Origin of the sequence: Paracidovorax avenae ATCC 19860, assembly GCF_000176855.2 — a bacterium.
GTDB classification, from domain to species: domain Bacteria; phylum Pseudomonadota; class Gammaproteobacteria; order Burkholderiales; family Burkholderiaceae_C; genus Paracidovorax; species Paracidovorax avenae.
Genome location: NC_015138.1, coordinates 2,007,639 through 2,033,158 on the forward strand (window position 1 = coordinate 2,007,639; position 25,520 = coordinate 2,033,158).

The following is a 25,520-nucleotide window of genomic DNA, read 5'->3' on the forward strand; positions in this document are numbered from 1 at the left end:
TCCGCACAGGGGCATCCGCGCGCGCTCTTCGGCGAGGGCCTGCACGGGCCTTTGCTCCTGGCGACAATGCGGGATGCCTTCTTCGCCTTTCCTGCGCATGGCCCTGGTGCTGGGCCTGCTTTCCGCCATCGGTCCCTTCGCGATCGACATGTATCTGCCCGCGCTGCCCGAGATCGGGCATGGCCTGGGCGCGCCGGTGGGCGCGGTGCAGTGGAGCCTGACGGCCTTCTTCCTCTCGCTCGGCGTGGGCCAGTTGCTCTACGGCCCGCTGTCGGACATGGCCGGGCGCAAGCCACCGCTGTATTTCGGGCTGGCGCTGTTCACCGTGGCGAGCGTCGGCTGCGCGCTGGCCACCAGCATCGAAGCCCTGCTCGTGCTGCGCTTCCTGCAGGGCCTGGGCGCGGCCGCTGGCATGGTGGTGCCGCGCGCCGTGGTGCGCGACCTGCACACGGGCCACGAGGCCGCGCGGCTGATGTCGCTGCTGATGCTGGTGTTCAGCGTGTCGCCGCTGCTGGCGCCGCTGGCGGGCAGCGGCGTGATCGCCCTTGCCGGCTGGCGTGGCGTGTTCTGGGCCGTGGCCATCGCCGCGCTGGCCGGGCTGCTGCTGGTGCGCTTCGCGCTTGGCGAGACCCGGCCCGCCGCGGAGCGGACGCACAGCACCCTGGGCAGCGCGTTGCGGGGCTATGCCCTGTTGCTGCGTGACCGGCATTACCTGGGCCTGGTTTTCATCGGCGGTTGCGCGATGGCGGGTTTTTTCGTGTACCTGGCGGGCTCGCCGTTCGTGCTCATCAACCACTATGGGCTCACGCCTACGCAGTACAGCCTGGCCTTCTCGTTCAATGCTGCGGCGTTCTTTGCCATGGCGCAGTTCAACGGCATGTTGGCCGCCCGCTTCGGGCTGGAGCCGATCGTGAAGGTGGCGGCCACGGCTTCGTCGGCGGTGATGGCCGTGATGCTGGGGTACTACCTGCTGGGCGGTGACCGGCTCGCGGTGCTGATCGGCCTGTACTTCATGGCGAGCGCACTCATGGGACTGGTGATTCCCACGACCTCGGTGCTGGCACTGGAGGAGCACGGCGCAATCGCGGGCACGGCCTCCGCGCTGATGGGGACGCTGCAGATGCTCACGGGCGCCGTGGCGATGGGGCTGGTGGGGCTGTTCGCCGATGGCCGGCCGCTGCCGATGGTCGCGGGGATGGCGACCGGCGCATTCCTCGGCACGGCGCTGTGCTGGACCACGCTGGGCCGCACCCGCGTGGCGCCCGGCCGGGGCCGCCGGGGAGCCCGTGCATGAGCGGCGCAGCACCTGGCACGACGCCCGGAGCGGGGGAGGGCGGCACCACGGGAGCCGCCGCGTCGCGGCCTGCAGGCGTGGCGGACGGACTGGAGCCGCCGGAGCGCGGGCGGGCGATGCTGGTGATCATCCTCGGCATCGCCGTCGCGGTGCTGGACGGCAGCATCATGAACCTGGCGCTGCCCACCATCGCCCGGGAACTGCAGGCCGGCGCGCCACAGGCCATCTGGGTGGTGAACGCCTACCAGATCGCCACCCTGGGCATGCTGCTGCCGCTGGCCGCGCTCGGGGAGCGCATCGGCTACCGGCGCGTGTACCTGCTGGGCATGGGCCTGTTCGCCGTCTCGTCGCTCGGCGCCATGCTGGCGTCGTCGCTGGAGGTGCTGATCGCGGCGCGCGCCGTGCAGGGCCTGGGCGCGGCGGGGATCATGAGCGTGAACGCGGCGCTGGTGCGCATGATCTATCCGCGGGCGCGGCTGGGGCAGGGACTGGCGCTCAATTCGCTGGTCGTCGCGGCGTCATCGGTGGCCGGGCCCTCGGTGGCGGCCGCCATTCTCTCGGTGTCGTCCTGGCCGATGCTGTTCGCGATCAACCTGCCGCTGGGGCTGGCGACGCTCTGGCTCGGCCGGCGCGCGCTGCCGTTCAATCCTGCTCCGCCTGCGCACGGGGCAAAAGCGGGTGCGCGCTTTTCCGTGATCGACGTGGCGCTCAACGTACTGATGTTCGCGCTGGTGTTCATCGGCGGCGACCAGCTGGGCGTGCACGGCGGGGCGGGCGGGCTGCCGCTGGGCCCCGCGCTGACGCTGCTTGCGGGCCTGGCGGTGGGGGTGGTGTTCGTGCGCAGGCAGGTGCGGGCCGACCGCCGCGGGGAGACGCCACTCTTCCCGGTGGACCTGCTGCGCATCCCGGTGTTTTCCTTGTCGATGGGGGCATCGATCGCGGCCTTCTGTGCGCAGATGCTGGCGTTCCTCGCGCTGCCGTTCCTGCTGCTGGAAGCGCACGGCCGCTCGCATGCCGAGGCCGGCCTGCTGATCACGCCCTGGCCCCTGGCCATCGTGGCCGTCGCGCCGCTCGCCGGCCGGCTGATCGGGCGCGTGCCGGACGGCCTGCTGGGCGGCATCGGCATGGCCGTGCTGGCACTGGGGCTGGCGGCGCTGGCCGGCATGCCGCAGGATGCAGGTGCGTTCGGCGTGGTGTGGCGCATGGCGCTGTGCGGCGTGGGCTTCGCGCTGTTCCAGTCGCCCAACAACCACACCATCGTCACGTCCGCGCCGCTGCAGCGCTCGGGTGCCGCAGGCGGCATGCTGAGCACGGCCCGGCTCACGGGCCAGACATTGGGGGCCGTGCTGCTCGCGGTGATCTTCGCGATCCAGGGCACGCATGGCGGCCATGCGGAGACGGTGGCGTTCTGGCTCGCCGCGGGCAGCGCTGTGGTGGCAGGCGTATGCAGCGTGCTGCGCCTGGGGCCGGCGAGGGCTGCCGGAGGGCGCGGCGCAGGCCACTGACGGTGCTCGCGGCTGGTGAGGCCGCCGCTGTCATGCGCGTCTTCAGGTCGTGGAATCGTTGCCGGATTCGTGGTCGGAGTGGTCACCGGATTCCGGTTCGGCGCCTGCGCCCGCATTCCGGTCCGCGCCGCTGTCCCCATCGACATCGGCCGGCGGACGATAGCCCTGCAATGCTGCCACCTGACCCGCCAGGGTGCGGATGGTGATCGGTGCGCAGCCCTCCGCATGGTTGCTGATCGCGACGAACGCGTTCTGCCCCTTGCCGGTGATGCCCGCCAGCGTGCGCGCCAGCAGAGCATGCACCTCCGGCGCAGGATGGACGATGCGGTCGAACGGATTGTAGAGCGCTTCGGCCTCTTCGTAGCCGTAGGCGCCATGCACGGGGTTGAGGTTCCAGCGGCACACCAGCGGGCCCGGCCAGAGCCTGCGCAGCAGCCGCAACTGCTCTTCGAGCGGCGGCATCTTGGCATGCAGCCCCAGGCAATAGGTGGCGCCGGCCGAGAGCAGCGCTTCGGCGAACAGCGGCTCGTATTCCGGCGAAAGCCACTCCGGATCGCGCACCTCCACGGCCAGCACGCCGTCCGGTGCGGTGGGGGCGAGCGGCGGCATCGCGCGCAGCAGGGAGCCCAGTTGGGCGATGGTGCCTTCGAGGCGATGGAGCTGCGCCAGCGGCAAGGGGCTCAACTGGAACACCAGGGCCCCGATCTTGGCGCCCAGTCCTTCCAGCGCGGGCGCCACGAATTCCTGGAGTGCCAGTGCGGGGTCGAGGAAGGCCGGGTTCGGCGCGCGCCCGCGGCCGTCCTCGGCACGCACCAGCGCATCGGTGACGAGGCTGGGCGCCTTCACGATGAAGCGGAAGTCGTCGGGCACCTGCGAGGCGTAGCCCGCGTACTGGCTCACGGTGAGGGGTTTGTAGAAACCGCGGTCGATGCTCACGGTGCGCATCAGCGGGTGCCGCGCATACGCGGCCAGTCCCTGGCGCGCCAGGGTGGATTCGGAGTGTTCGCCCTCCCAGACCAGGCCCCTCCAGCCGGGGTAGCTCCAGGAAGAGCCGCCGAGCCGCAGCTGCGGGGGCAGGGCGGCGGCCAGGGCCAGCAGGCCGGGGTCGGGCTCGATGGGGTGGACGCCACCACCAGTCCTGGGCGGGCGGCGGGGCTTGGCGGGGGCTTCCTCTGCTGCTGGAGACTGGGCCGCTGCCGCCGGTGCAGGCGGGGGAGGAAGGTCGTCGTCGCCGAAGAGGGACTCTTGCATGGGTGGAGTCTGCCGGAAGCACCGGCGCGGTTCAAAACGGGGATCGGTGGCTATCCGGGCGGCACGGTCGCGCGGCGGGGCGCAGTGCCAGGGCTGCTGTCGCCGATGGCGTCATCCTTCACGGAATCGATGACGAAGCGGTCGCGCGACCAGCGGTAGATGATGGTACGGCGGATCTGTGGCGCGCCGCCTTCAGGGCCCTCGCCGTATCGGACGAACCAGCGGGTGAGCCGCCCATGCCGCACTTCCAGGCGCGGCGTGCGGCGCTGGCCTTCATACAGGTTGCCATCCCGGTATCCGGTGTCGTCCAGTGGCAACGGGGCCAGCCCGCCGTCGGGCAGCCTGCGGAACACTTCGGTGATGTCCGCACCGCCGTTGCCCATCGCGCAGGTGGTGGCCTCCACGATGGCCTGCTCGTCGCCGTGTCCGAGCAGGTCCGCGTACTGCACCGTGATGTGCCTGATCGGATCCCTTTCGCAGAATTCTTCAGCGAGCTGCTTTCCCAACCCGCCGCGCGCGAGCAGATAGGCGCGGAAGTCCACCTTGCGGATCGCATCCGCATCCGCATGCGCGCGGGCACGGCCATGGGCCTGCGGGGAAGACGGCAGCTGGGCATGTGCCATGGTGGCGGCGAGGACCAGGGCAGCCGTTGCTGCGGCATGCCACCCGGAAGGGCGGACGGGGCGGGGCGCCGTGCGGGTTTTGCTTTCCGGTGGAATCTGGAGGGGCATGCAGGCGGCGGCGATGACGACGACGCGCCGATTCTCCTGGCATGCCTCCATCTGGGCATCGTTGCAATTGTCACGAAGTGTGGGGGTGCCGGTGACATCGGCGCCTGCGCGCCGGGCATCCGCGCCCGCTATGGCACACTCGCCCGCTTCGAGTTTTCATCGTTCGTTCGCAAGGGATATGCAGCAGATCATCCGGCAACTGGCCACGGAAATCAGGGTGGGGGAACAGCAGGTCCGTGCGGCCGTGGATCTGCTGGACGGCGGGGCCACGGTGCCCTTCATCGCGCGCTACCGCAAGGAGGCCACGGGTGGCCTGGACGATGTGCAGCTGCGCGAACTGGAGGCGCGGCTCGCCTACCTGCGCGAACTGGAGGACCGCCGTGCCGCGGTGCTCAAGGCCATCGACGAGCAGGGCAAGCTGACCGATGCGCTGCGGGCCGCCATCGCCGCCGCGCCCACCAAGCAGGAACTGGAAGACATCTACCTGCCCTACAAGCAGAAGCGCCGTACCAAGGGGCAGATCGCGAAGGAGTTCGGCATCGAGCCGCTGGCCGACCGCCTGTTCGCGGACCCGACGCTCGACCCGGCCGTGGAGGCGCAGGCCTTCCTGCGCCCGCCCGAGGTGCTGGACGACGGCAAGCCGGGCGCCGATTTCTCCACCGTGGGCGCGGTGCTGGACGGCGTGCGCGACATCCTTTCCGAGCGCTGGGCGGAAGATGCCGCCCTGGTGCAGTCGATGCGGGAATGGCTCTGGACCGAAGGCCTGCTGCGCAGCAAGAAGGTGGAGTCGAAGAACGAGGCCGACCCGGAGGTGGCGAAGTTCCGCGACTATTTCGACTACGACGAACCCATCGGCCGCGTGCCGTCGCACCGCGCGCTGGCCGTGTTCCGCGGGCGGGCGCTGGAGATCCTGGAGGCCAAGCTCGTGCTGCCCGTGGAGCCCGAGCCCGGCAAGCCGAGCATCGCCGAGGGCCGCATTGCGCTGCACCTGGGCTGGAGCCATGCGGGCCGGCCGGCCGACGACCTGCTCCGCAAGTGCGTGGCCTGGACGTGGCGCGTGAAGCTCAGCCTGTCCACGGAGCGTGACCTGTTCTCCCGCCTGCGCGAGGAGGCCGAGAAGGTGGCGATCAAGGTCTTCTCGGACAACCTGCGCGACCTGCTGCTGGCCGCACCTGCCGGCCCGCGTGCCGTGATGGGCCTGGACCCGGGCATCCGCACCGGCGTGAAGGTGGCGGTGGTGGATGCCACCGGCAAGCTGGTGGAGACGGCCACGGTCTATCCCCACGAGCCGCGCCGCGACTGGGAAGGCTCGCTGCACACGCTGGCGCGCCTCGTGCAAAAGCACGGCGTGCAGCTGGTGGCCATCGGCAACGGCACCGCGAGCCGCGAGACCGACAAGCTGGCTGCCGACTTGCTCAAGCTGGTGGCCAAGGCCGAGCTCAGTTTCGAGAAGGTGGTGGTGAGCGAGGCGGGTGCCTCCGTCTATTCCGCGAGCGAGTACGCGAGCCAGGAAATGCCCGACGTGGACGTGAGCCTGCGCGGTGCGGCAAGCATCGCCCGCCGGCTGCAGGACCCGCTGGCCGAGCTGGTGAAGATCGACCCGAAGAGCATCGGCGTGGGCCAGTACCAGCACGACGTGAACCAGAGCGAACTGGCGCGCACGCTGGACGCGGTCGTCGAGGATTGCGTGAACTCCGTGGGCGTGGACCTGAACACCGCGAGCGCGCCGCTGCTCTCGCGCGTATCGGGCCTGTCGGGCAGCGTGGCCAAGGCCGTGGTGCGCTGGCGCGAGGCCAACGGTGCCTTCCGCAGCCGGCGCCAGCTCATGGAGGTGGCGGGCCTGGGCGCGAAGACGTTCGAGCAGTCCGCCGGCTTCCTGCGCATCCGCGGGGGCGACAACCCGCTGGACATGACGGGCGTCCACCCGGAGACCTATCCGGTGGTGGAGCGCATCCTGGCGCACACGGCCAAGCCGGTGAACGAGGTCATGGGCCGCGCCGACATGCTCAAGCAGCTCAAGCCCGAGCTGTTCGCCAACGAGAAGTTCGGCGTGATCACGGTCCGGGACATCCTCGCCGAACTCGAGAAACCCGGCCGCGACCCGCGCCCGGACTTCAAGGTGGCACGCTTCAACGACGGCGTGGAGGACATCGCCGACCTGAAGGAGGGCATGGTGCTCGAGGGCACCGTGAGCAACGTTGCCCAGTTCGGCGCCTTCGTGGACCTGGGCGTGCACCAGGACGGCCTGGTCCACGTGAGCCAGCTCAGCCACAAGTTCGTGCAGGACGCGCGCGAGATCGTGAAGACCGGCGACATCGTGAAGGTGAAGGTGCTCGAGGTGGACCCGGTGCGCAAGCGCATCAGCCTGACCATGAAGCTCGACGCCGCGCCGGCGCGCCGGGACCAGGATGGCCGGGGCCCGCGCGAGAACCGCTTCGAAGGCGCCGGCCGCGGCTACGCCCAGCCTGCGCGCCGCGCGGCCGACCCGGCACCGCAGTCGGCCATGGCGTCGGCCTTCGCAAAGCTGCAGGGTCACAAACGGTAAGAAACGTTTTCAGGCGTGGATAATGGGGCGAACGCCCCGCCTGCCCACGCCATGGAACTCAACGCCCTGCTGGAAATCCCCGTGGCGCTGCCGAGCCATCCGCGCGCGGTGGCGCTGCTGATGGCCGAGCTGTCGCACGCCGAGCCGAGCCTGCGGCGGCTGACGCAGATCTTCGGCACCGATCCGGCCCTCGCCGCACGCCTGCTGGAACTGGCCAACGGGCCGGAGTTCGACATGCCGCGCGCGGTCTGCGGCGTGCCGGAAGCGCTGGCGCTGGTCGGCATTCCCCAGGTGCGTGCGCTGGTGGGCTCCGCCCCGCTGGGCACTACCTCCCGCTCGGTGCCGGGCGTGAACCTGCAGCAGTTCTGGCGCTACAGCCTCCACACGGCCAAGATGGCGCGCTCACTTGCGGGCGTGGTGCGGCACAACCCCATGGCGGGCTACACGGCCGGCCTGCTGCACGGGCTGGGCGAGCTGCTCATCCACCTGGGGCATCCGGAACGGCTGGCCTCGGTGGATTCCGTGGTCGGAACCTTCGATCCCCGCCGCGCGTCCCTGGAGCACCGCCTGCTGGGCTATGGCTTCGGCGCGGTGAGCGCGGCGATGGCGCGGCGCTGGCAGTTGCCGCAGGTGGTGGTCGATGCACTGCAGTACCAGCATGCACCCTTCGAGAACAGCGTCTATGAACCGCTGGCCGGCGTGCTGCACCTGGCCGCCTGGCGGGCCTGGGCCCGGGAAGCCGGCTGGGGGGACAAGGAACTGGCCGTGTCCTTTCCGGCGGAAGTCGGCCTGCCGCTGGGCCTGGACATCGACATGGTGCTGCAGCAGGACCCGATCGACTGGACGGCGCCCGTGGACGCGGGCGCTTACCTGGTGTGACGGCGCCCCGGCCCGCTTCCGGGCGCGCGCTGCGCATCCATGCCGGCCCGGCCGCGCTGCGGCACATCGCGCGGGAGGGGCTGTCGCCCGCGGACGTGGCGGTGGTGCCCGCCGCCGCGGGAGGCCCCAAGGGGCTGGTGCTGGGGCCGATGGACCGTTTCCTTTTCGGCGACTGGCTCGCGCAAGGCACGGAGCCTGTCCACCTGGTCGGCGCGTCGATCGGCGCCTGGCGCATGGCCACGGCCTGCCTCGGGAGGCCCGTGGAGGCGTTCGAGCGGCTGGAGCACGCCTACATCCACCAGACCTACGACCTTCCGCAGGGCCGCAGGCGGCCCGATCCGGCGCATGTGAGCGAGCGGTTCGGCCAGAACTTGCAGGCCTTCTACGGCGGGCGCGTGGACGAGGTGCTGTCGCACCCGCGCTACCGGCTGCATATCGTGGCGTCCCGTGGGCGGCATCTGCTCGCGCGGGAGCACCGCGTGGCGACGCCGCTGGGCTATCTGGGCGCCTTCGCGGCGAATGCCGTGCACCGGCGCGCACTGGGCCTGTGGCTGGAGCGGGTGGTGTTTTCGTCGCCTGGAGGGGACGGCGCTCCGGCCCCGTTGCCGTTCGAGGGGCGCGACTATCCCACGCGCCAGGTGGCGCTGGATGGCGGCAACTTCCTGCCGGCCCTGCAGGCGAGTTGTTCGATCCCGTTCGTTCTGCAGGCCGTGCATGACATTCCCGGCGCGCCGCGCGGTGCGTACTGGGACGGCGGCATCACCGACTACCACCTGCACCTGCGCTATGCAGGCCATGGGCCGGCCCGCCGGGGAGGGGGCCTGGTGCTGTACCCGCATTTCCAGCAGCAGGTGGTGCCGGGATGGCTCGACAAGGGACTGCGTTGGCGGCACCGCGCCACGCGGGCGCTGGACGCCATGGTGCTGCTCTCGCCCGATCCGGCCTGGGTGCGCGAAGCGCTGCCCGACGGCAAGCTGCCCGACCGCCAGGACTTCCTGCGCTACGGCACCGACACGGCCGCACGGGCCCGCGCATGGAGCGCGGCGGTGGCGGCCAGCCGCCAACTCGCGGACGAGTTCGCGCGATGGCTCGCCCGGGGCTGTCCCCCGGATGCCGTCCAGCCGCTGTAGGCCGGGCTCCACCGGGGGATTGCTGCGGCTACATCGACGCTTCCAGCATGGCCCGGTAGTCGTCCACGCTGGCTTCGCGCGGATTGGTCTTGTGGCAGTGGTCCGCCATGGCGCCGCGGATCACGCCGTCCCATACCTCTTCTCCGACCCCCATGGCGGCCAGCCCGGTGGGCAGGCCCAGGCGCGCGCTCATGTCGCGGATCGCATCGGGAATATCGTCCGCGCTGGCCAGGCCCATGGCCTGGGCCATGCGCTCCAGCCGGCGGTCGCGGCGCACGGCCTCGTCCTGCGCATTGAAGCGCACCACCGCGGGCAGGAACACGGCATTCAGCGTGCCGTGGTGCAGGCGCGGGTTGATGCCGCCCAGGCTGTGGCTGAGCGAGTGCACGCAGCCCAGCCCCTTCTGGAAGGCCATGGCGCCCTGCATGCTCGCGCTCATCATGTGCAGCCGCGCATCGCGGTCCTGCCCGTCGCGCGTGGCGCGCTCGATGTGGGCCCAGCCGCGGGCCAGGCCGTCGAGCGCGATGCCGTCGGCCGGCGGGTTGAAGGCGGAGGACATGAAGGTTTCCATGCAGTGCGCGATCGCGTCCATGCCCGTGGCGGCCGTCAGGTGGGGCGGCAGGCCCAGCGTCAGGGCCGGGTCGCAGATGGCGGCCTTGGGCACCAGGTGCCAGGAGTGGAAGCCCAGCTTGCGGTGGTCGTCCACGATGAGGATGGCGCCGCGCGCCACCTCGCTGCCCGTACCTGCCGTGGTGGGAACGGCGATCAGGGGCGCCACCCGCTCCGTGATGCGGGGCGAGCCGCCCTCGATGGTCGCGTAGTGGGTGAGCGGCCCGTCGTGCGTGGCGGCGATGGCGATGCCCTTGGCGCAGTCGATGGCCGAGCCGCCGCCGACGGCGATCAGGCCGTCGCAGCCATGGGCGCGGTAGATTTCAACGGCCGCGCGCACCGCGGCTTCGGTGGGGTTGGCGGGCGTCTGGTCGAACACCGCCACCGGCAGGCCGGCGAGCGCATCCAGCGCGGGCTGCAGCACGCCGGCGGCCTTGACGCCGGGATCGGTGACCACGAGCGGGCGCGTGATGCCCGCGCGTGCGCATTCCTGGGCGAGCAGCCGCACTGCGCCGAATTCGATCTGGATCTGGGTGATGTAGTGGATGAGGGCCATGGTGGTGATGGGAGTTGCCAGGATGCGCGCCCTGGCGCATTGGTGGTCTGATCACGACAATCTACAACCCCGGAGCTTTCCATGGCCCTGCAGCAAACCCTCATCGCGGCGCTGGCCGCCGTCGCCTGCGTTACAGGAGCGCGGGCCGCGTGCCTGGACGATGCGCAGGTGGCCGATCTCGCGGCGCACTACATGGCCCGCACGCCCGCGGCCAATCCGCCGCCCATGGACGCCGCCGATGCCGCCTGCACCCGCGGCAAGTTCAATGCGTTGCTGGAGCAGCGCCTGGGCAAGCCCGCCGGCTACAAGGCCGGCCTCACCAACCCGGCGGTGCAGCAGCGCTTCCGCACGGACCAGCCCGTCTGGGGCCGACTCTACCCGGGCATGGTGCTGCCCTCCGGCAGCACCGTGGATGCCGCCTTCGGCGCACGGCCGCTCTATGAGGCCGACATGCTGGTCCGCGTGAAGAGCGCGGCCATCAACCATGCGCGCACGCCGCTGGAGGTACTGGACGCTATCGACCAGGTGATTCCCTTCATCGAACTGCCCGATTTGCTGGTGCAGGTGCCGCCCCAGCTCGACGGAGCAGGTGTGGCGGCGATCAACGTCGGGGCGCGCCTGGGCGTGGCCGGCGCGCCCATTGCCGTGCCGGCGCTGCGGGCCGAGCGCTACGCGTTGCTCGACGCGCTGGCTGCGATGACGGTCACGCTCACCGACGGCGCGGGCGCCAGGCTCGGCGGCGGTCGCGGCAGCGACATCCTGGGGCATCCGCTGCAGGCCGTGGTGTGGCTGGCCGGTGCGCTGCAGAAGGAAGATGCCGCGCTCCAGCCAGGCGATATCGTCAGCCTGGGCTCGTTCTCCGCATTGCTGTCGCCACGGCCGGGCCTTGCGGTGACCGCTACGTTCACCGGACTGCCGGGGGCCGCGTCCGTGGAGGTGCGTTTCAAGTAAAAAAAGGCGGGCCGCGGCTGCGTCCTGCGCCCCGGTCGTGCAGTGCGCTGCAGGCGGCACCGGTTTCGGGGATGATCGGCGGATACGCCGCAGTGCGTGCTCCCTGATCGCCCCCCGTTTCGTGAATCCCGTGACTGCTCCAACTTTTTCGCCGCCTCCGAATTCCACACCCCAACCGCACCGTCTCACGCCGCAGATGCGTAGCGTGATCGACCGCATGCACCGCGCGCGCCGTCCGCCGCTGGAGACCCTGTCCGTGCAGGAGGCCCGTGCCGCCTACGAACTGGGTGCGGGCGTGCTCGAGATTCCCAAGCCTGCGCTGCCGCGCGTGGAGCCGCTGAGCATCCCGGCGCGCGATGGCCATGCGCTGCCGGCACGCCTGTACGCGCCGCACGCGGGGGGCGGCGCATTGCCGGTGCTGCTCTACCTGCACGGCGGTGGCTTCACCGTGGGCAGCATCGACACGCACGACACGCTGTGCCGCGAACTGGCGCGCCGTGCAGGCTGCATGGTCGTGTCGCTGGGCTACCGGCTCGCACCGGAACACCGGTTCCCCACGGCGGTGGAGGACACCTGGGATGCCCTGGCCTGGCTGGCCGCGGAGGGCCACGGCATCGGCGCCGACCCTTCGCGTATTGCAGTGGGCGGCGACAGCGCGGGCGGCACGCAGGCGGCCGTGGCGGCCCTGCAGGCGCGCGATGCCGGCCTGCCGGTGGCGCTGCAACTGCTGATCTACCCGGGTTGTGCAGCCCACCAGGACACGCCGTCGCATGCGCTCTACGCGCACGGGTTCGTGCTGGAAGAAGCGGCCATCACCTGGTTCTTCAGCCACTACGTGACCCACGCGCAGCGCGATGACTGGCGCTTCGCTCCGCTGCATGCACCCGACGTGGACGGCGTGGCGCCCGCATGGGTCGGCCTGGCCGAATGCGATCCGCTCGTGGACGAAGGCATTGCCTACGCCGACAGGCTGCGTGCCGCGGGCGTTGCCGTGGACCTGGAGATCTACCGCGGCGTCACCCACGAATTCATCAAGATGGGCCGCGCCATCCCCGAGGCGCGCACCGCCCACGGCCATGCCGCTGCCGCCTTGCGCGCGGCCTTCGGCCTGCCCGAACCCCTGGACGAGGAGAACCCCGATGCGACGCGCTGATTTCCGCTGTACCGAACGCCTGCGCGTGCGCTGGGCCGAGGTGGACATGCAGAAGATCGTCTTCAACGGCCACTACCTGATGTACATCGACACTGCCATGTCCGCCTACTGGCGGGCCCTGGCCATGCCCTACGAGGAGGGCATGCGCTCGCTCGGCGGCGAGCTGTACGTGAAGAAGGCCACGCTGGAATACCACGGCTCCGCGCGGCTGGACGACATGCTTGACGTGGGCCTGCGCTGTGCGCGCATCGGCAACAGCTCGCTGCGCTTCGAGGCCGGCATCTTCGCGGGCGACCGCCTGCTGGTGTCGGGCGAACTGGTCTATGTGTTCGCCGACCCGGCCACGCAGACCTCGCGGCCCGTGCCCGCCGCGCTGCGCGCGCTCATCGAGGCCTACGAAGGCGGCCACGAGATGGTGGAACTGCGCACGGGTGACTGGGCCACGCTGGGGCCGGATGCGATGCGCCTGCGCATGGCCGTGTTCGTGGAGGAGCAGGGCATCGATCCGGCGCTGGAGGCCGATGCGCTCGATGCAGACGCGGTGCATGTGGTGGCCTACAACCGCATCGGACTGCCCGTGGCCACCGGCCGGCTGCTGCAGCCCGCGCCGGGCGAGGCACGCATCGGCCGCATGGCCGTGGACCGTGCGGTGCGCGGGCAACGGTGGGGCAGGGCGGTGCTGGATGCGCTGGTCGATGCCGCGCGGGCGCGGGGCGACAGGCGGGTCACGCTGCATGCGCAGTGCACCGCCGAGAACTTCTACCGCCGTGCAGGCTTCGAGGTGGAAGGCGAGCGCTACGAGGAAGCGGGATTGCCGCATGTGGATATGGGCATCCCCCTGGATAGGGGTGACATCCCCCTGGGCGGCTGAAGCCGCTTCCCCCTTCTCTCGCGCTGGCGCGCGGGAAGGGGACGACGCCGGTGGCCGGGCGGAGCCCGTTCCACGGCGTCTGCTGGCCTGGCCTGCTCCGCGGCCATCTGACGGGAGAGGCCGTTGCGGTATCGGACATCTTCAAGGCGCCCGCTTAGGTAGCCTGAAGATCAGGGCAGCGTCAAATATCGTCGAGCAGGGCGTAGGGCAGGTCGCCCAGGGCGAGGGGCACGCCTTCCGGGCCGCCCACGCGCAGTGCCTCGCCGGTGGAGGCCACCTGCAGGGCCACCAGCGCATCGAAGCCGCCGCCCGGTGCCGCGGCGGCCTGGACCACCGTGCCGCAGGGCTGCTCGGCATCGCTGGCGGCGAACACCTCGGCGCCCACGGCGATCGGCTCGGGGGCGTGGGCCAGGTAGGTGCGGCGCTTGAGCGTGCCGCGGAACTGGCTGCGCGCCACCACCTCCTGGCCGGGGTAGCAGCCCTTCTTGAAATTCACGCCGCCCACCGATTCGTAGTTGAGCATCTGCGGCACGAACAATTCGACCAGCGGTGCGGTCAGCGTGGGCACGCCACTCTGCACTTCGCCCCACTCCCAGAGGCCGGGCGCCAGGGCCGGGCCGGCCGGTGCAGGCTGGCCCGCGGGTTGCGCCAGCAGGGCACGCGGCTGCCCGGCGCCGGGATGGAGGTGCACCACGGTGCCCTGGGGGGTATCCTGCCGGCTCCAGGGCGGCAGGGCCTCGCCCGCCACCGCGGCGACGGTATCGCCGGCCAGGCCCCAGAGCGCGAAGTCGGCCGTGGCGTCGCTGAGCCGCGCCTTGGCGCGCAGCACGAACATCGACAGGCGCTTGAGCACCGTGGCGAGCACGTCGCGGCTGCAGACCAGCAGGACCTCGGCATCGCCCGCGCGCCAGCCGATGAAGCTGGCCTGCATGCGGCCCTTGGCCGAGAGGAAGGCCGCCAGCCGCGCCTGTCCGGGCGGCAGCAGCAGGAAGTCCTGCGTGAGCTGGCCATGGAGGAATTGCGCGGCGTCTTCTCCTTGCACGCGGATCACGCCGAGCCCGTTGAGGGGGGCCAGGCCATTCAGGGGGGACGTCATGGGTGAATTATCATGCCCGGCTCTTTCCCCTCTCTCCATTCCGGTTCGTGCGCCGTTTCTTCCTTTTCATCGTGCTGGTGGCCTTCGCTGCCGCCGGCCTGGGTTTCTGGTGGCTCCACCATCCGCTGCCGCAGCGGGCGGCCGCGGGCGCCGCCTCGGCCGGCGGCACCCCGGGCGTGCTGGAACTCGAGATCGAGCCCGGCACCACGCCGCGCGGTGTCGCCGTGGCCGCCGTGGAGGCCGGCGTGGATACCGATCCGCGCCTGCTCTATGCCTGGTTCCGCCTGTCGGGCAAGGACCGGCTGATCAAGGCCGGCAACTATGAGATCCCGCCGGGCACCACCCCCTTCGGCCTGCTGCAGAAACTCGTGCGCGGCGAGGAGGCACTGCGCGCCGTCACGCTCGTGGAGGGCTGGACCTTCCGCCAGTTCCGCGCCGCGCTGGACCGCGACGAGGCGCTGCGCCACGATACCCAGGGCCTGGCCGACGCCGCCATCATGGAGCGCCTGGGGCGCGCCGGGGTACCGCCGGAGGGTCGCTTCTTCCCCGACACCTACACGTTTGCCAAGGGGACGAGCGATCTCGCGGTGATGCGGCGGGCCCTGCGCGCCATGGATCGCAGGCTGGAAGCTGCATGGGCGCAGCGCTCGGCCGACCTGCCGCTCAAGAGCGCCGACGAGGCCCTCATCCTGGCGAGCATCGTCGAGAAGGAAACCGGCCGCGCCTCCGATCGCGGCCAGATCGCCGGCGTCTTCGTCAACCGCCTGCGGGCGGGCATGATGCTGCAGACCGATCCCACGGTCATCTACGGCATGGGCGAGAAGTTCGACGGCAACCTGCGCCGCCGCGACCTGCTGGCCGATACGCCCTGGAACACCTACACCCGTGCCGGCCTGCCGCCCACGCCCATTTCGATGCCAGGCAAGGCCTCGCTCATCGCCGCCGTGCAGCCCGAGCGCACGCAGGCCCTCTATTTCGTGGCGCGGGGCGACGGCACCAGCCACTTCAGCCCCACGCTCGACGAGCACAACCGCGCGGTGAACCGCTACCAGCGCGGCCAGCCGGCGCCCCAGGGGCAGTAAGCCGCACCGGCAGCGCTACGCACCACAAAGGTCTTTCTTCCATGCAGCGACGGGGTTGGTTCATCACATTCGAAGGCATCGACGGGGCGGGCAAGTCCTCCCATATCGAGGCCGTGGCCGAGGCGCTGAGGCGCGGGGGCCGCACGGTCACCGTGACCCGCGAGCCCGGGGGAACGCCCCTGGCCGAAACCCTGCGCGCGCTGCTGCTGAACGAGGCCATGGACGCGCTCACCGAGTCGCTGGTCGTCTTCGCCGGCCGGCGCGACCACCTGCGCTCTGTGATTGCGCCCGCGCTGGTGCGCGGCGAGGTCGTGCTGTGCGACCGCTTCACCGACGCCACCTTTGCCTACCAGGGGGCGGGGCGGGGCTTCGACCGGGCCGTGCTCGCCCAGCTCGAGCGCATCACCCAGTCGGGCCTGCAGGAAGGCTCCGATGCCATCCTCCATCCCCACCTGACGCTCTGGTTCGACCTGGCTCCGGACGTGGCCGCCGCACGGCTCGAAGGCGCGCGCGCGCCGGACCGCTTTGAGGCGCAGCCCGTGGAGTTCTTCCGGCGCGTGGCGCAGGGTTATGCGGACCGGGCGGCGGCCGACCCCGGGCGCTTCGCCCGGCTCGATGCCGACCAGCCGCGCGAAGCGGTGCGTGCCCAGCTCATGGACATCCTCCACCGGCATGGCGTGCTGGATGCGGCGCAGGAGGGCGCATGAGCGTGGCCGGCGTGTCCCCCTGGATTGCTGCCCAGCGCCGCAGGCTCCTGGCCCAGCGCGGCCATGCCTGGCTGCTCAGCGGGCCCTCGGGACTGGGCCAGTACACACTCGCGCTCGAACTGGTACGCGCCTGGCTCTGCGAAGCGCCGACCGAAGACGGCGCATGCGGACACTGCGGCAGCTGCCATGCCATCGAGGTGCGCACCCATGCCGACCTCTGCGTGCTCATGCCCGAAACCGAAATGATCGGGCGCGGATGGCCGCTGCCCGAGAAGGCGCAGGCCGAGATCGACGACAAGAAGCGCAAGGCCAGCCGCGAGATCCGGGTCGAGGCGATGCGCGATGCGGTGCAGTTCGCGCAGCGCACCTCCGCGCGCGGGCGGGGCAAGGCCGTGCTCGTCTATCCGGCCGAACAGATGAACACCGTCACCGCCAACGCCCTGCTCAAGACGCTGGAGGAGCCCGTGGGCGACGTGCGTTTCGTGCTGGCGAGCGAGGCCGCGCACCAGCTGCTGCCCACCATCCGCAGCCGCTGCCTGGGCCACACCATGCAGTGGCCCGGCGAGGAGGAGTCGCTGGCCTGGCTCGCGGGGCAGGGCGTCGCGGCCGATGCCGCCGCATCCCTGCTGCGGGCGGCCGGCGGCCGGCCCGAGGACGCTCTGGCCTTCGCCCAGGGCGGGCGCAGCCCCCAGGCCTGGTCGCAGATTCCGCGCGCGGTGGCCCGCGGCGACGCGACGGCGCTGTCGGACCTGTCGCCCGCCGATGCTGTCGATGCCCTGCAGAAGCTCTGCCACGACCTGCTCGCCCGGCGCGTGGGCGCCGCGCCACGCTACTTCGCCGAGGCCGACCTGCCGTCGCCACCCGGTGTCGGCCCGCTCACCCGCTGGGCCCGCGCGCTCGCGAAGGAGGCCCGCACCGCGGACCATCCCTTCAACCCGGGGTTGATGCTGGAGTCGCTTGTTGCCCAGGCGCGAAACGCCCTAAACTCCCGCCATTGAACGACCGGCCCGCCTCCACATGAGTACCCCTCCCAGCGCCCCCCGTCCCAGCGTCATGCAGCTGGCCATCAAGGAAAAGGCGGCACTCTACGCGGCGTACATCCCGTTCTTCTCCGAAGGCGGCATCTTCGTGCCGACCCAGCGCGAGTACCGCCTGGGCGACGACGTGTACGTGCTGCTCACGCTGCCGGAGGACACCCAGCGCTACCCCGTGGCCGGCCGCGTGGCCTGGGTCACGCCGGCGCGCGCCGCCGGCAACCGCACGCAGGGCATCGGCATCCAGTTCCCCAAGGACGACAAGTCCCGCGTGCTCAAGGCCCGGATCGAAGAGATCCTGGGCACGGCCCTGGCCTCCGAGCGGCCGACGCAGACCATCTGAGCCGTTCCGCTTCCGTCCGCGCCGCCCTGGGCGAGGCGGCCGGCGCCGCTCGTGCCGTCTCCGTGGCCCGGCGCCGACCTTGATCTCCTTCCCCGGCCGGAACCCGGCCGTGCCGCCGTTCTCCTACGGCCGTGGCGCTCCGCGCCGCCTAACATACCTGCTGCCATGTTCACCGATTCCCACTGCCACCTGAGCTTTCCCGAGCTGTCCGCGCAACTGCCCGCCATTCGCCAGGCCATGGACGAGGCGCGTGTCACCCGCGCGCTGTGCATCTGCACCACCATGGAGGAATTCGGCGACGTGCACGCGCTCGCCCTGGCCCACGACAACTTCTGGAGCACGGTGGGCGTGCACCCCGACAACGAGGGCGTCACCGAACCGTCGGTGCAGGACCTGCTGGACCGCGCCGCGCTGCCCCGGGTCATCGCCATTGGCGAGACGGGGCTGGACTACTACGGCATGGAAGACCGCAAGGGCGGCCGCAGCATCGCCGACCTGGAATGGCAGCGCGAGCGCTTCCGCACCCACATCCGCGCCGCGCGGGCCTGCGGCAAGCCGCTGGTCATCCATACCCGCAGCGCCTCCGACGACACCCTGGCCATCCTGCGGGAGGAGGGCGAGGACGGCGCGGGCAACCGCGCGGGCGGCGTCTTCCACTGCTTCACCGAGACGGCCGAGGTGGCACGCGCGGCGCTGGATCTCGGCTACTACATCTCGTTCTCGGGCATCCTCACCTTCAAGAATGCCCAGCCGCTGCGCGACGTGGCGGCCTTCGTGCCGCTCGACCGCATGCTCATCGAGACCGACAGCCCCTACCTCGCGCCCGTGCCCTACCGGGGCAAGACCAACAACCCGTCCTACGTGCCCTTCGTGGCGCAGCAGATCGCGGCGCTCAGGGGGCTGGAGGCCGAGGCCGTGGGCGAGGCCACGAGCCGGAATTTCGACACGCTCTTTTTCCGAAAGGATGCTCCATGACGCAGCTTCGCCACCTGTCGCGGCGCCTGTTCGTCTCCGCCGCGGCGCTGGCCGGCGCAGGCCTGTGCGCCGCCTGCGCGCACGCCGGTGCCTACGACGATTTCTTCACCGCCATCGTGCGCGACCAGGGCGACGACATCACCGCGCTCGTGCGGCGCGGATTCGACCCCAATACGCGCAACCCGAAGGGCGACGTCGGCCTCACGCTGGCCCTGCAGCAGGGCTCGATGAAAGCGTTCGACGCGCTCATGGCCGCGCCCGGCATCAAGGTGGAAGCGCGCAACGCCAAGGACGAGAGCCCGCTCATGATCGCCTGCCTGCGCGGGCAGGTCGCCGCGGTGCGCGCCCTCATCGCCAAGGATGGCGACGTCAACAAGACCGGCTGGACCCCGCTGCACTATGCCGCCTCCGGCACCACCGACCAGCAGCTGGAAATCGCCCGCCTGCTCATCGACCAGAGCGCCTACATCGACGCCGAATCGCCCAACGGCACCACGCCGCTCATGATGGCCGTGAGCTATGGCCGGGCCGACGTGGCGCGCTTCCTGGTGGAGCAGGGCGCGGACCCCACCATCAAGAACCAGCTCGGCCTCACCGCCGCGGACTTTGCCCGGCGCGCGGCGCGCCAGGACATGGTGGACCTCGTCGCGCAGGCCCTGCAGCGCCGCCAGCCCAACCGCGGCAAGTGGTGAACAGGTAGCAGCGGCCCTCAGCCGCCCGCGAGGGCGGAGCCCTTCAGGCGCGCATAGAGGCCGCCGCGCGCCTGCAGTTCGGCGTCCGTGCCCTGTTCCACGATGCGGCCGCGCTCCATCACCACCACCCGGTCGGCGTGCTCGATGGTGGAGAGCCGGTGCGCGATCACCAGCGTGGTGCGCCCGCGCATGAGGCGCTGCAGGGCGTCCTGCACCAGTCGCTCGGATTCCGTATCGAGGGCCGACGTGGCCTCGTCCAGGATCAGGATCGGCGCATCCTTGTAGAGCGCCCGCGCGATCGCCAGGCGCTGGCGCTGGCCGCCGGAGAGCTGAATGGCGTTGTGGCCCACCAGGGTGTGCATGCCCTGGGGCATCGACGCCACGTGCGCCGACAGGTTGGCCGCCTCCAGGCAGGCCTGCACGCGCGCCTCGTCCACGTCCGCGCCCAGCGCCACGTTGGCCGCCACGGTGTCGTTGAACATCACCACGTCCTGGCTCACCATGGCGAACTGCGAGCGCAGCGCGGACAGGTTCCATTCCTCCAGGGGCCGGCCGTCGAGCAGCACGCGGCCCTCTGTGGGTTGCAGGAAGCGCGGCAGCAGGTTCACCAGCGTGGTCTTGCCGGCGCCCGAGGGGCCCACCAGCGCGACGACCTCGCCGGGCCGCACCGACAGGTGCAGCCGGTCCAGCGCCGGCGCCTGTTCGGCCCCGAAGGCCACCGTCACGCCCTCGAGCTCCAGCTCTCCCTGCGCCCGCTCCTTCGGGGCGTGCTGGCCGCCCGACTCGGCAGGCGCGCTCTCCAGCAGCACCAGGCCGCGCTCCAGCGCGGCGACGCCGCGTGTCAGCGGGTTGGCCACGTCCGCCAGGCGCCGGATGGGCGCGATCAGCATGAGCATCGCCGCCATGAAGGCCGCGAAGCCGCCCACGGTCACTTCCCGAGTCTGCCCGATGTGGCTCTGCCAGAGCGCCACGCAGATCACGGCCGACAGCGCCGCCGCGGCCAGCAGTTGCGTCAGCGGGGTCATCGCGGCCGAGGCGATCGTGGCCTTGATCGCCAGGCGACGCAGGCTCTGGCTGAGCACCCCGAAGCGGCGCGCCTGCCCGGGCTGGGCGCTGTGCAGCCGCACCATGCGGTGGGCCAGCACGTTTTCCTCCACCACGTAGGCGAGCTGGTCCGTGGCTTCCTGGCTGCTCTTGGTGATCTGGTAGAGGCGGCGCGACAGCGTCTTCATGATCCAGGCCACGCCGGGCACCAGGAACGCGACGATGAGCGTGAGCTGCCAGTTGAGGTAGAGCAGGTACACCAGCAGCGCCACCAGCGTGAAGCCGTCCCGCGAGATGCCCAGCAACGCCTGCACCAGCTGCGTGGCGCCGTTCTGCACCTCGTACACCACCGTGTTCGACAGAGTGCTCGCCGACTGGCGTGAAAACAGCGCCATCTCCGCCGACAGCAGGCGCTCGAACAGCGTCTCGCGCAGCTTCAGCATGCCTTCGTTGGCGATGCGGGCCAGGGCGTACTGCCCGCCGAACTGCGCCAGCCCGCGCACGAAAAACACCCCCATGACGGCCACCGGCACCAGCCAGAGCTTGAGCGAGCCTTCCGTGAAGCCCTGGTCCAGCAGGGGCTTGAGCAGCGCGGGGATCAGCGGCTCGGTCACCGCGGCCACCACGGTGGCCAGCACCGCCAGCGACCAGGCGAGGCGTTGCCCCCCGAAGTACGAGGACATGCGCCGCAGGCGCGCGAACAGGGAAGGGGGGGCGGATGCGGGAGCTGCGGCGGTGTCCGTCGCGGGGGCTCCCTGGGGGGCGGAGGCTTGCATGAAGGGCGGATTCTACGTAGGACCGCGCCGGCAACTTGCACAGTTTGTCACAGGGCTGTCCGCCCTGTGTGTAACATTCGGCCCCTGACCTTTCCGGTTTTCCTCCGGCGAATGGCCCGGTATCCCAACGCTGTCAATGACTTCAGACCGCCCATCCCATCCCCTCGCCGCGGCCCTGCCGCACGTCACGCGCCGCCACGCCATCGTGGCCCTCGCCTCCGCCGCCACCGCGCTGCCTGCGCTGGCGCAGTTCCGCCTCGATATCGTGGGCGTGGGAACCACGCAGTACCCCACTGCCATCGCGCCGTTCCGCGGCGAGGCCGGCTCCCCCCAGAAGATTTCTGCGATCATCCAGGCGGACCTGGAGCGTAGCGGCCAGTTCCGCGTCGTGGACGGGTCCGGCCCGCAGCTCGACGAGAACTCGCGCCCCGACGCTGCCCTCTGGAAGGAGAAAGGCGCCGACTCGCTCACCACGGGCAGCGTCACGCGCCTGCCGGACGGCCGCTACGACGTGCGCTTCCGGCTCTGGAATACGGTGCGCGGCGAGGACCTGGGTGGCCAGAGCTTCGTGGTCACGCAGGGCGACCTGCGCCTCGTCGCCCACCGCATCGCCGACTACGTGTACGAGAAGCTCACCGGCCAGCGCGGCATCTTCTCGACCCGCATCGCCTACGTCACCAAGGCCGGCAGCCGCTACAGCCTGTGGGTGGCGGACTCCGATGGCGAGAACGCCCAGTCGGCGCTCTCCAGCCCCGAGCCCATCATCTCGCCCGCCTGGTCGCCTTCCGGCACGCAGCTCGCCTACGTGTCGTTCGAGTCGCGCAAGCCCGTGGTGTACGTGCACGACGTCTCGACCGGCCGGCGCCGCCTGATCGCCAACTTCCGCGGCTCCAACAGCGCGCCCGCCTGGTCGCCGGACGGCCGCACGCTCGCCGTCACCCTGAGCCGCGACGGCAGCTCGCAGCTCTACACCATCGACGCCAACGGCGGCGAGCCGCGCCGTCTCATGCAGAGCTCGGGCATCGACACCGAGCCCACCTATTCCAGCGACGGCCGCAGCATCTACTTCGTGAGCGACCGCGGTGGCGCCCCCCAGATCTACCGCGTGCCCGCCACGGGCGGAAGCGCCGAGCGCGTCACCTTCACGGGCGCCTACAACATTTCTCCGAGCATCAGTCCGGACGGCAAGTGGTTGGCCTACATCTCCCGCGTAGGAGGGGCTTTCAAACTGCACGTCATGGATCTGACGTCCGGCAGCGTGACCGCCATCACCGACACCACGGCCGACGAGAGCCCGAGCTTCGCGCCCAATGGCAAACTCATCGTCTATGCAACCCAGCAACAAGGCCGTGAAGCGCTGATGACCACCACGCTGGATGGCAAGATCAAGGCCCGCCTGGCGGGCCAGAGCGGCGACATCCGGGAGCCGGACTGGGGTCCGTTCCAGAAACAATAATTTGAATCTTTTTCGTTTTTCAGACTCGACAGTAACGCCTTATCCGGACTAGGAGAACCATCCCAATGATCAATCTTCCCTTCAAACGCATTTCCCTGGCCCTGACCGTCGCCGCCCTGATGGCCGGTTGCAGCTCCGGCGTGAAGCTGGAGGACGTGCCCGTCGAGAACAAGGGTGCGACCTCCACGGCGCCCAACGGTGCCAATTCCAACGGAAATTCCCAGAGCGGCGTCGCTCCCGTGGACCTGAACCAGTCGGCGCGCGACGCTGCCGGCCCGGTCGGCGTGGCCCGCATCGTGTACTTCGACTTCGACAGCTACGTCGTGAAGCCCGAATACCAGTCGCTCATCGAGCAGCACGCCCGGTTCATCAAGGCCAGCCAGGGCCGCAAGGTCATGATCGAAGGCCACACCGACGACCGTGGCGGCCGCGAATACAACCTGGCCCTCGGCCAGAAGCGTGCCGAGGCCGTGCGCCGCGCACTGGGCCTGCTGGGCGTGCCCGATGGCCAGATGGAAGCCGTGAGCTTCGGCAAGGAAAAGCCTGCGGTGCAAGGCAACACGGAAGACGCCTTCTCGCAGAACCGCCGCGTTGAACTGTCCTACCGTTGATGGCCATTCCCACCGTGCAGCAGCGGACGCGTGAGCGCGTCCGCAAGGCGGCGGCGCTCGCCGCGCTGTCGCTGGCGGCCGGCTTCGGTGCCACGGCCAGCCATGCCGCGCTCTTCGAGGACGACGAGGCCCGCCGCGCCATCCTCGAATTGCGCCAGCGCGTCGATGCGCTCCAGCAGCAACTGGGCGGCGACCAGCGCCGCAGCTCGGACGAAACGTCCCAGATGCGCCGCAGCCTCATCGACCTGCAATCGCAGATCGAAACCCTGCGCTCCGAGCAGGCCAGCCTGCGCGGCCAGAACGAGCAACTGCAGCGCGACGTGGCCGACCTGCAACGCCGGCAGAAGGACATCGCCCAGGGCGTGGACGAACGCCTCAAGCAGTTCGAGCCGGCCAAGGTGACCATGGACGGCCAGGAATTCCAGGCCGATCCTGCGGAAAAGCGCGACTTCGAAGCCGCGCTGGCCGTGTTCCGCTCGGGCAAGTTCCCTGATGCCGTGTCCGCCTTCGGCAACTTCCTGCGCCAGTACCCCCGCAGCGGCTACATGCCCTCGGCCCGGTTCTGGCTGGGCAACGCCCAGTACGCCACGCGCGACTACAAGGAAGCGATCAACAACTTCAAGGCCCTGCTGGCCGCGTCGCCCGACCATGCGCGCGCGCCGGAAGCCGCCCTGTCGATCGCCAACTGCCAGATCGAGCTGAAGGACACGCGCGCTGCGCGCAAGACGCTGGAAGACCTGCTGCGCGCCTATCCGCAGTCCGAAGCCGCTGCCGCGGCCAAGGAACGCCTCGCGCGGCTCAAGTGAGCACGCCGGTGCAGCAGCATGTGCTGGGGGAGCCGCCCGAGACGGCGCAGCCCTCCGCGCTCCCTCCCCCGGGCCCCGGCCCGGGGGAGCACAATACCTTTCCCCTCGATGCCGACCTGGCCCGCCGCTTCGCTGGCCTGGAGCGCCTCTATGGCGTGGAGGGGGCTGCCCGCATCCGCGCGGCCCATGTGGCCGTGATCGGCGTGGGCGGTGTCGGCTCCTGGGCCGTCGAGGCCCTGGCCCGCAGCGGGGTGGGGCGGCTCACGCTCATCGACCTCGACAACGTGGCGGAATCCAACGTGAACCGCCAGATCCACGCCCTGTCCACCACCGTGGGGCAGGCCAAGGTGGAGGCCATGCGCGACCGCATCGCGCTCATCCATCCGGGCTGCGAGGTCCACTGCATCGAGGAATTCGTCGAGCCCGGCAACTGGCCCGCCATCCTGCCCGAGGGCGTGGATGCGGTGATCGACGCGTGCGACCAGGTCCACGCCAAGACCGCCATGGCCGCCTGGGCCCTGAGGCTGCGCCGCGGCCACCACCGCTTCATCAGCGTGGGTGCGGCGGGCGGCAAGCGCCTGGCCCACAAGGTGGACATCGACGATCTGTCCCGGACCACGCACGACCCCTTGCTGGCGCAGCTGCGCTATCGCCTGCGCAAGCAGCACGGCGCCGCACGCGAGGGGCGCCGCATCGGCATCACCTGCGTGTTCAGCCGCGAGGCCGTGGCCCCGCCGCATGCTTCCTGCGCGATGGAGACTGGTGCCGACGGCACCCTGAATTGCCACGGCTACGGCTCGGTGGTGTCGGTTACCGCCACCTTCGGCCAGTGTGCCGCCGGCTGGGTGCTCGACCGGCTCGCGGAATCTGGTTCGGGCCCCAAAGTGGCGCTATAATTTGAGTCTTTGCTGTTGCGGCTTCCGGGCCGTGGCAGCAATGTTGGGACGTTAGCTCAGTTGGTAGAGCAGCGGACTTTTAATCCGTTGGTCACAAGTTCGAATCTTGTACGTCCTACCAGGAAAATCCAGGAAACCCTGCTATGCACAACGTAGCAGGGTTTTTTCTGTTGCTGGTAGCAATCCATCGGCAATTTTTTAAAGCGTGGCGTCGGGGTAGGGCCCAAGCGCCCAAAAGACATCACGTGGCCTCAGTCAAGGGGATCTTTTGCGTGGGACATCGGTCATGTCCACGAGGGACTCCAAGGAAACCACGGACGACCCATCCCGCCGAGGCAACAAGAATCCAACCAACGACAAGTCCTCTGACGAGGAACTGGCTAGCCTCTCAACCTCGCTGAAGGCGGCTCGCTATCTGACATTCGTCGCATCAATCGCAAGCTCCGAGCTCAAAACGAGTCTATCCACCACCCCTGTCTTCAGGGCGTCGCCCATCAACCACATTCCGCCAACGTTAACCCTGATGG

At 70.4% G+C, this 25,520-nt stretch carries 23 protein-coding genes and 1 tRNA gene; 19 read left to right on the top strand and 5 right to left on the bottom strand.

Annotation, left to right across the window (positions count from 1 at the left end):
• The first annotated feature begins 73 nt into the window (after nt 1–73).
• Nucleotides 74–1,294: a multidrug effflux MFS transporter gene (locus tag ACAV_RS08965; protein ID WP_013594242.1), complete on the top strand. Its 1,221-nt coding sequence runs from the start codon at nt 74–76 to the stop codon at nt 1,292–1,294.
• A complete protein-coding gene (locus tag ACAV_RS08970; RefSeq protein ID WP_013594243.1) occupies nt 1,291–2,799 on the top strand; it encodes an MFS transporter in 1,509 nt (502 codons plus the stop codon). The genes ACAV_RS08965 and ACAV_RS08970 overlap by 4 nt, the downstream gene beginning before the upstream one ends.
• Nucleotides 2,800–2,841: 42 nt before the next feature.
• On the opposite strand, the gene ACAV_RS08975 is transcribed toward ACAV_RS08970, so the two are convergent.
• Nucleotides 2,842–4,050: a DUF72 domain-containing protein gene (locus ACAV_RS08975; RefSeq protein WP_013594244.1), complete on the bottom strand. Its 1,209-nt coding sequence runs from the start codon at nt 4,048–4,050 to the stop codon at nt 2,842–2,844.
• Between the two features lie 50 nt (nt 4,051–4,100).
• Complete coding sequence (locus ACAV_RS08980; RefSeq protein WP_157768739.1) at nt 4,101–4,673, bottom strand: hypothetical protein; 573 nt, start codon at nt 4,671–4,673, stop codon at nt 4,101–4,103.
• A gap of 286 nt (nt 4,674–4,959) precedes the next feature.
• On the opposite strand from ACAV_RS08980, the gene ACAV_RS08985 reads away from it, so the two are divergent.
• Genes ACAV_RS08985 through ACAV_RS08995 form a run of 3 tightly spaced genes read left to right on the top strand, consistent with a single transcriptional unit; the run spans nt 4,960 to nt 9,335 of the window.
• Nucleotides 4,960–7,326 (top strand): Tex family protein, encoded by a 2,367-nt coding sequence (locus ACAV_RS08985; RefSeq protein ID WP_013594246.1) that lies wholly within the window; start codon nt 4,960–4,962, stop codon nt 7,324–7,326.
• Nucleotides 7,327–7,377: 51 nt separating this feature from the next.
• Nucleotides 7,378–8,205 carry an HDOD domain-containing protein gene (locus tag ACAV_RS08990; RefSeq protein ID WP_013594247.1) on the top strand — a complete coding sequence of 276 codons (828 nt, stop codon included), beginning with the start codon at nt 7,378–7,380 and terminating at the stop codon, nt 8,203–8,205.
• On the top strand, nt 8,202–9,335 hold the full coding sequence (locus ACAV_RS08995; protein ID WP_013594248.1) for a patatin-like phospholipase family protein: 1,134 nt from the start codon (nt 8,202–8,204) through the stop codon (nt 9,333–9,335). Before ACAV_RS08990 ends, ACAV_RS08995 begins: the two co-directional genes overlap by 4 nt.
• 28 nt (nt 9,336–9,363) lie before the next feature.
• Here the strand turns inward: ACAV_RS08995 and gbd are convergent, their stop codons facing one another.
• A complete protein-coding gene (gbd, locus tag ACAV_RS09000) occupies nt 9,364–10,500 on the bottom strand; it encodes a 4-hydroxybutyrate dehydrogenase (protein WP_013594249.1) in 1,137 nt (378 codons plus the stop codon).
• Between the two features lie 81 nt (nt 10,501–10,581).
• Here gbd and ACAV_RS09005 point away from each other — a divergent pair, with 81 nt between their 5' ends.
• From ACAV_RS09005 to ACAV_RS09015, 3 genes are all read left to right on the top strand, one after another.
• The gene (locus ACAV_RS09005; protein ID WP_013594250.1) at nt 10,582–11,451 is read left to right on the top strand and encodes a 2-keto-4-pentenoate hydratase; all 870 of its coding nucleotides are present in this window, start codon (nt 10,582–10,584) and stop codon (nt 11,449–11,451) included.
• 196 nt (nt 11,452–11,647) lie between these two features.
• Nucleotides 11,648–12,604 (top strand): alpha/beta hydrolase, encoded by a 957-nt coding sequence (locus ACAV_RS09010; protein WP_013594251.1) that lies wholly within the window; start codon nt 11,648–11,650, stop codon nt 12,602–12,604.
• Nucleotides 12,591–13,475 (top strand): YbgC/FadM family acyl-CoA thioesterase, encoded by an 885-nt coding sequence (locus ACAV_RS09015; protein WP_013594252.1) that lies wholly within the window; start codon nt 12,591–12,593, stop codon nt 13,473–13,475. The genes ACAV_RS09010 and ACAV_RS09015 overlap by 14 nt, the downstream gene beginning before the upstream one ends.
• A gap of 181 nt (nt 13,476–13,656) precedes the next feature.
• Here the strand turns inward: ACAV_RS09015 and ygfZ are convergent, their stop codons facing one another.
• A complete protein-coding gene (gene ygfZ / locus ACAV_RS09020) occupies nt 13,657–14,571 on the bottom strand; it encodes a CAF17-like 4Fe-4S cluster assembly/insertion protein YgfZ (protein ID WP_013594253.1) in 915 nt (304 codons plus the stop codon).
• A gap of 47 nt (nt 14,572–14,618) precedes the next feature.
• Between ygfZ and mltG the strand changes: the two genes are divergently transcribed.
• The 6 genes from mltG (at nt 14,619) to ACAV_RS09050 (ending at nt 19,404) form a co-directional block, all read left to right on the top strand.
• Nucleotides 14,619–15,653, top strand: a complete 1,035-nt coding sequence (mltG, locus tag ACAV_RS09025) for an endolytic transglycosylase MltG (RefSeq protein ID WP_041829091.1) — start codon at nt 14,619–14,621, stop codon at nt 15,651–15,653.
• Nucleotides 15,654–15,694: 41 nt separating this feature from the next.
• Nucleotides 15,695–16,360, top strand: coding sequence for a dTMP kinase (gene tmk, locus ACAV_RS09030; RefSeq protein WP_013594255.1), 666 nt, complete (start codon nt 15,695–15,697; stop codon nt 16,358–16,360).
• Nucleotides 16,357–17,358: a DNA polymerase III subunit delta' gene (locus tag ACAV_RS09035; RefSeq protein ID WP_013594256.1), complete on the top strand. Its 1,002-nt coding sequence runs from the start codon at nt 16,357–16,359 to the stop codon at nt 17,356–17,358. Before tmk ends, ACAV_RS09035 begins: the two co-directional genes overlap by 4 nt.
• A 19-nt stretch (nt 17,359–17,377) precedes the next feature.
• Complete coding sequence (locus tag ACAV_RS09040; RefSeq protein ID WP_013594257.1) at nt 17,378–17,737, top strand: PilZ domain-containing protein; 360 nt, start codon at nt 17,378–17,380, stop codon at nt 17,735–17,737.
• Nucleotides 17,738–17,902: 165 nt separating this feature from the next.
• Complete coding sequence (locus ACAV_RS09045) at nt 17,903–18,712, top strand: TatD family hydrolase (RefSeq protein ID WP_013594258.1); 810 nt, start codon at nt 17,903–17,905, stop codon at nt 18,710–18,712.
• On the top strand, nt 18,709–19,404 hold the full coding sequence (locus tag ACAV_RS09050) for an ankyrin repeat domain-containing protein (protein WP_013594259.1): 696 nt from the start codon (nt 18,709–18,711) through the stop codon (nt 19,402–19,404). The genes ACAV_RS09045 and ACAV_RS09050 overlap by 4 nt, the downstream gene beginning before the upstream one ends.
• A gap of 17 nt (nt 19,405–19,421) precedes the next feature.
• Here ACAV_RS09050 and msbA read toward each other — a convergent pair whose 3' ends face one another.
• Nucleotides 19,422–21,224: a lipid A export permease/ATP-binding protein MsbA gene (gene msbA, locus ACAV_RS09055; protein WP_013594260.1), complete on the bottom strand. Its 1,803-nt coding sequence runs from the start codon at nt 21,222–21,224 to the stop codon at nt 19,422–19,424.
• A gap of 136 nt (nt 21,225–21,360) precedes the next feature.
• On the opposite strand from msbA, the gene tolB reads away from it, so the two are divergent.
• The 5 genes from tolB to ACAV_RS09080 all read left to right on the top strand — a co-directional run bounded on the left by tolB (nt 21,361) and on the right by ACAV_RS09080 (nt 25,114).
• Nucleotides 21,361–22,680 (top strand): Tol-Pal system beta propeller repeat protein TolB, encoded by a 1,320-nt coding sequence (tolB, locus tag ACAV_RS09060; RefSeq protein WP_013594261.1) that lies wholly within the window; start codon nt 21,361–21,363, stop codon nt 22,678–22,680.
• Nucleotides 22,681–22,745: 65 nt separating this feature from the next.
• Nucleotides 22,746–23,291, top strand: coding sequence for a peptidoglycan-associated lipoprotein Pal (pal, locus tag ACAV_RS09065; RefSeq protein WP_013594262.1), 546 nt, complete (start codon nt 22,746–22,748; stop codon nt 23,289–23,291).
• Nucleotides 23,291–24,097 (top strand): tol-pal system protein YbgF, encoded by an 807-nt coding sequence (ybgF, locus tag ACAV_RS09070; protein ID WP_013594263.1) that lies wholly within the window; start codon nt 23,291–23,293, stop codon nt 24,095–24,097. The genes pal and ybgF overlap by 1 nt, the downstream gene beginning before the upstream one ends.
• Nucleotides 24,094–24,993 carry a tRNA threonylcarbamoyladenosine dehydratase gene (locus tag ACAV_RS09075; protein ID WP_013594264.1) on the top strand — a complete coding sequence of 300 codons (900 nt, stop codon included), beginning with the start codon at nt 24,094–24,096 and terminating at the stop codon, nt 24,991–24,993. Before ybgF ends, ACAV_RS09075 begins: the two co-directional genes overlap by 4 nt.
• 45 nt (nt 24,994–25,038) lie before the next feature.
• Nucleotides 25,039–25,114 (top strand) — tRNA-Lys (locus tag ACAV_RS09080).
• Nucleotides 25,115–25,520 lie beyond the last annotated feature (406 nt).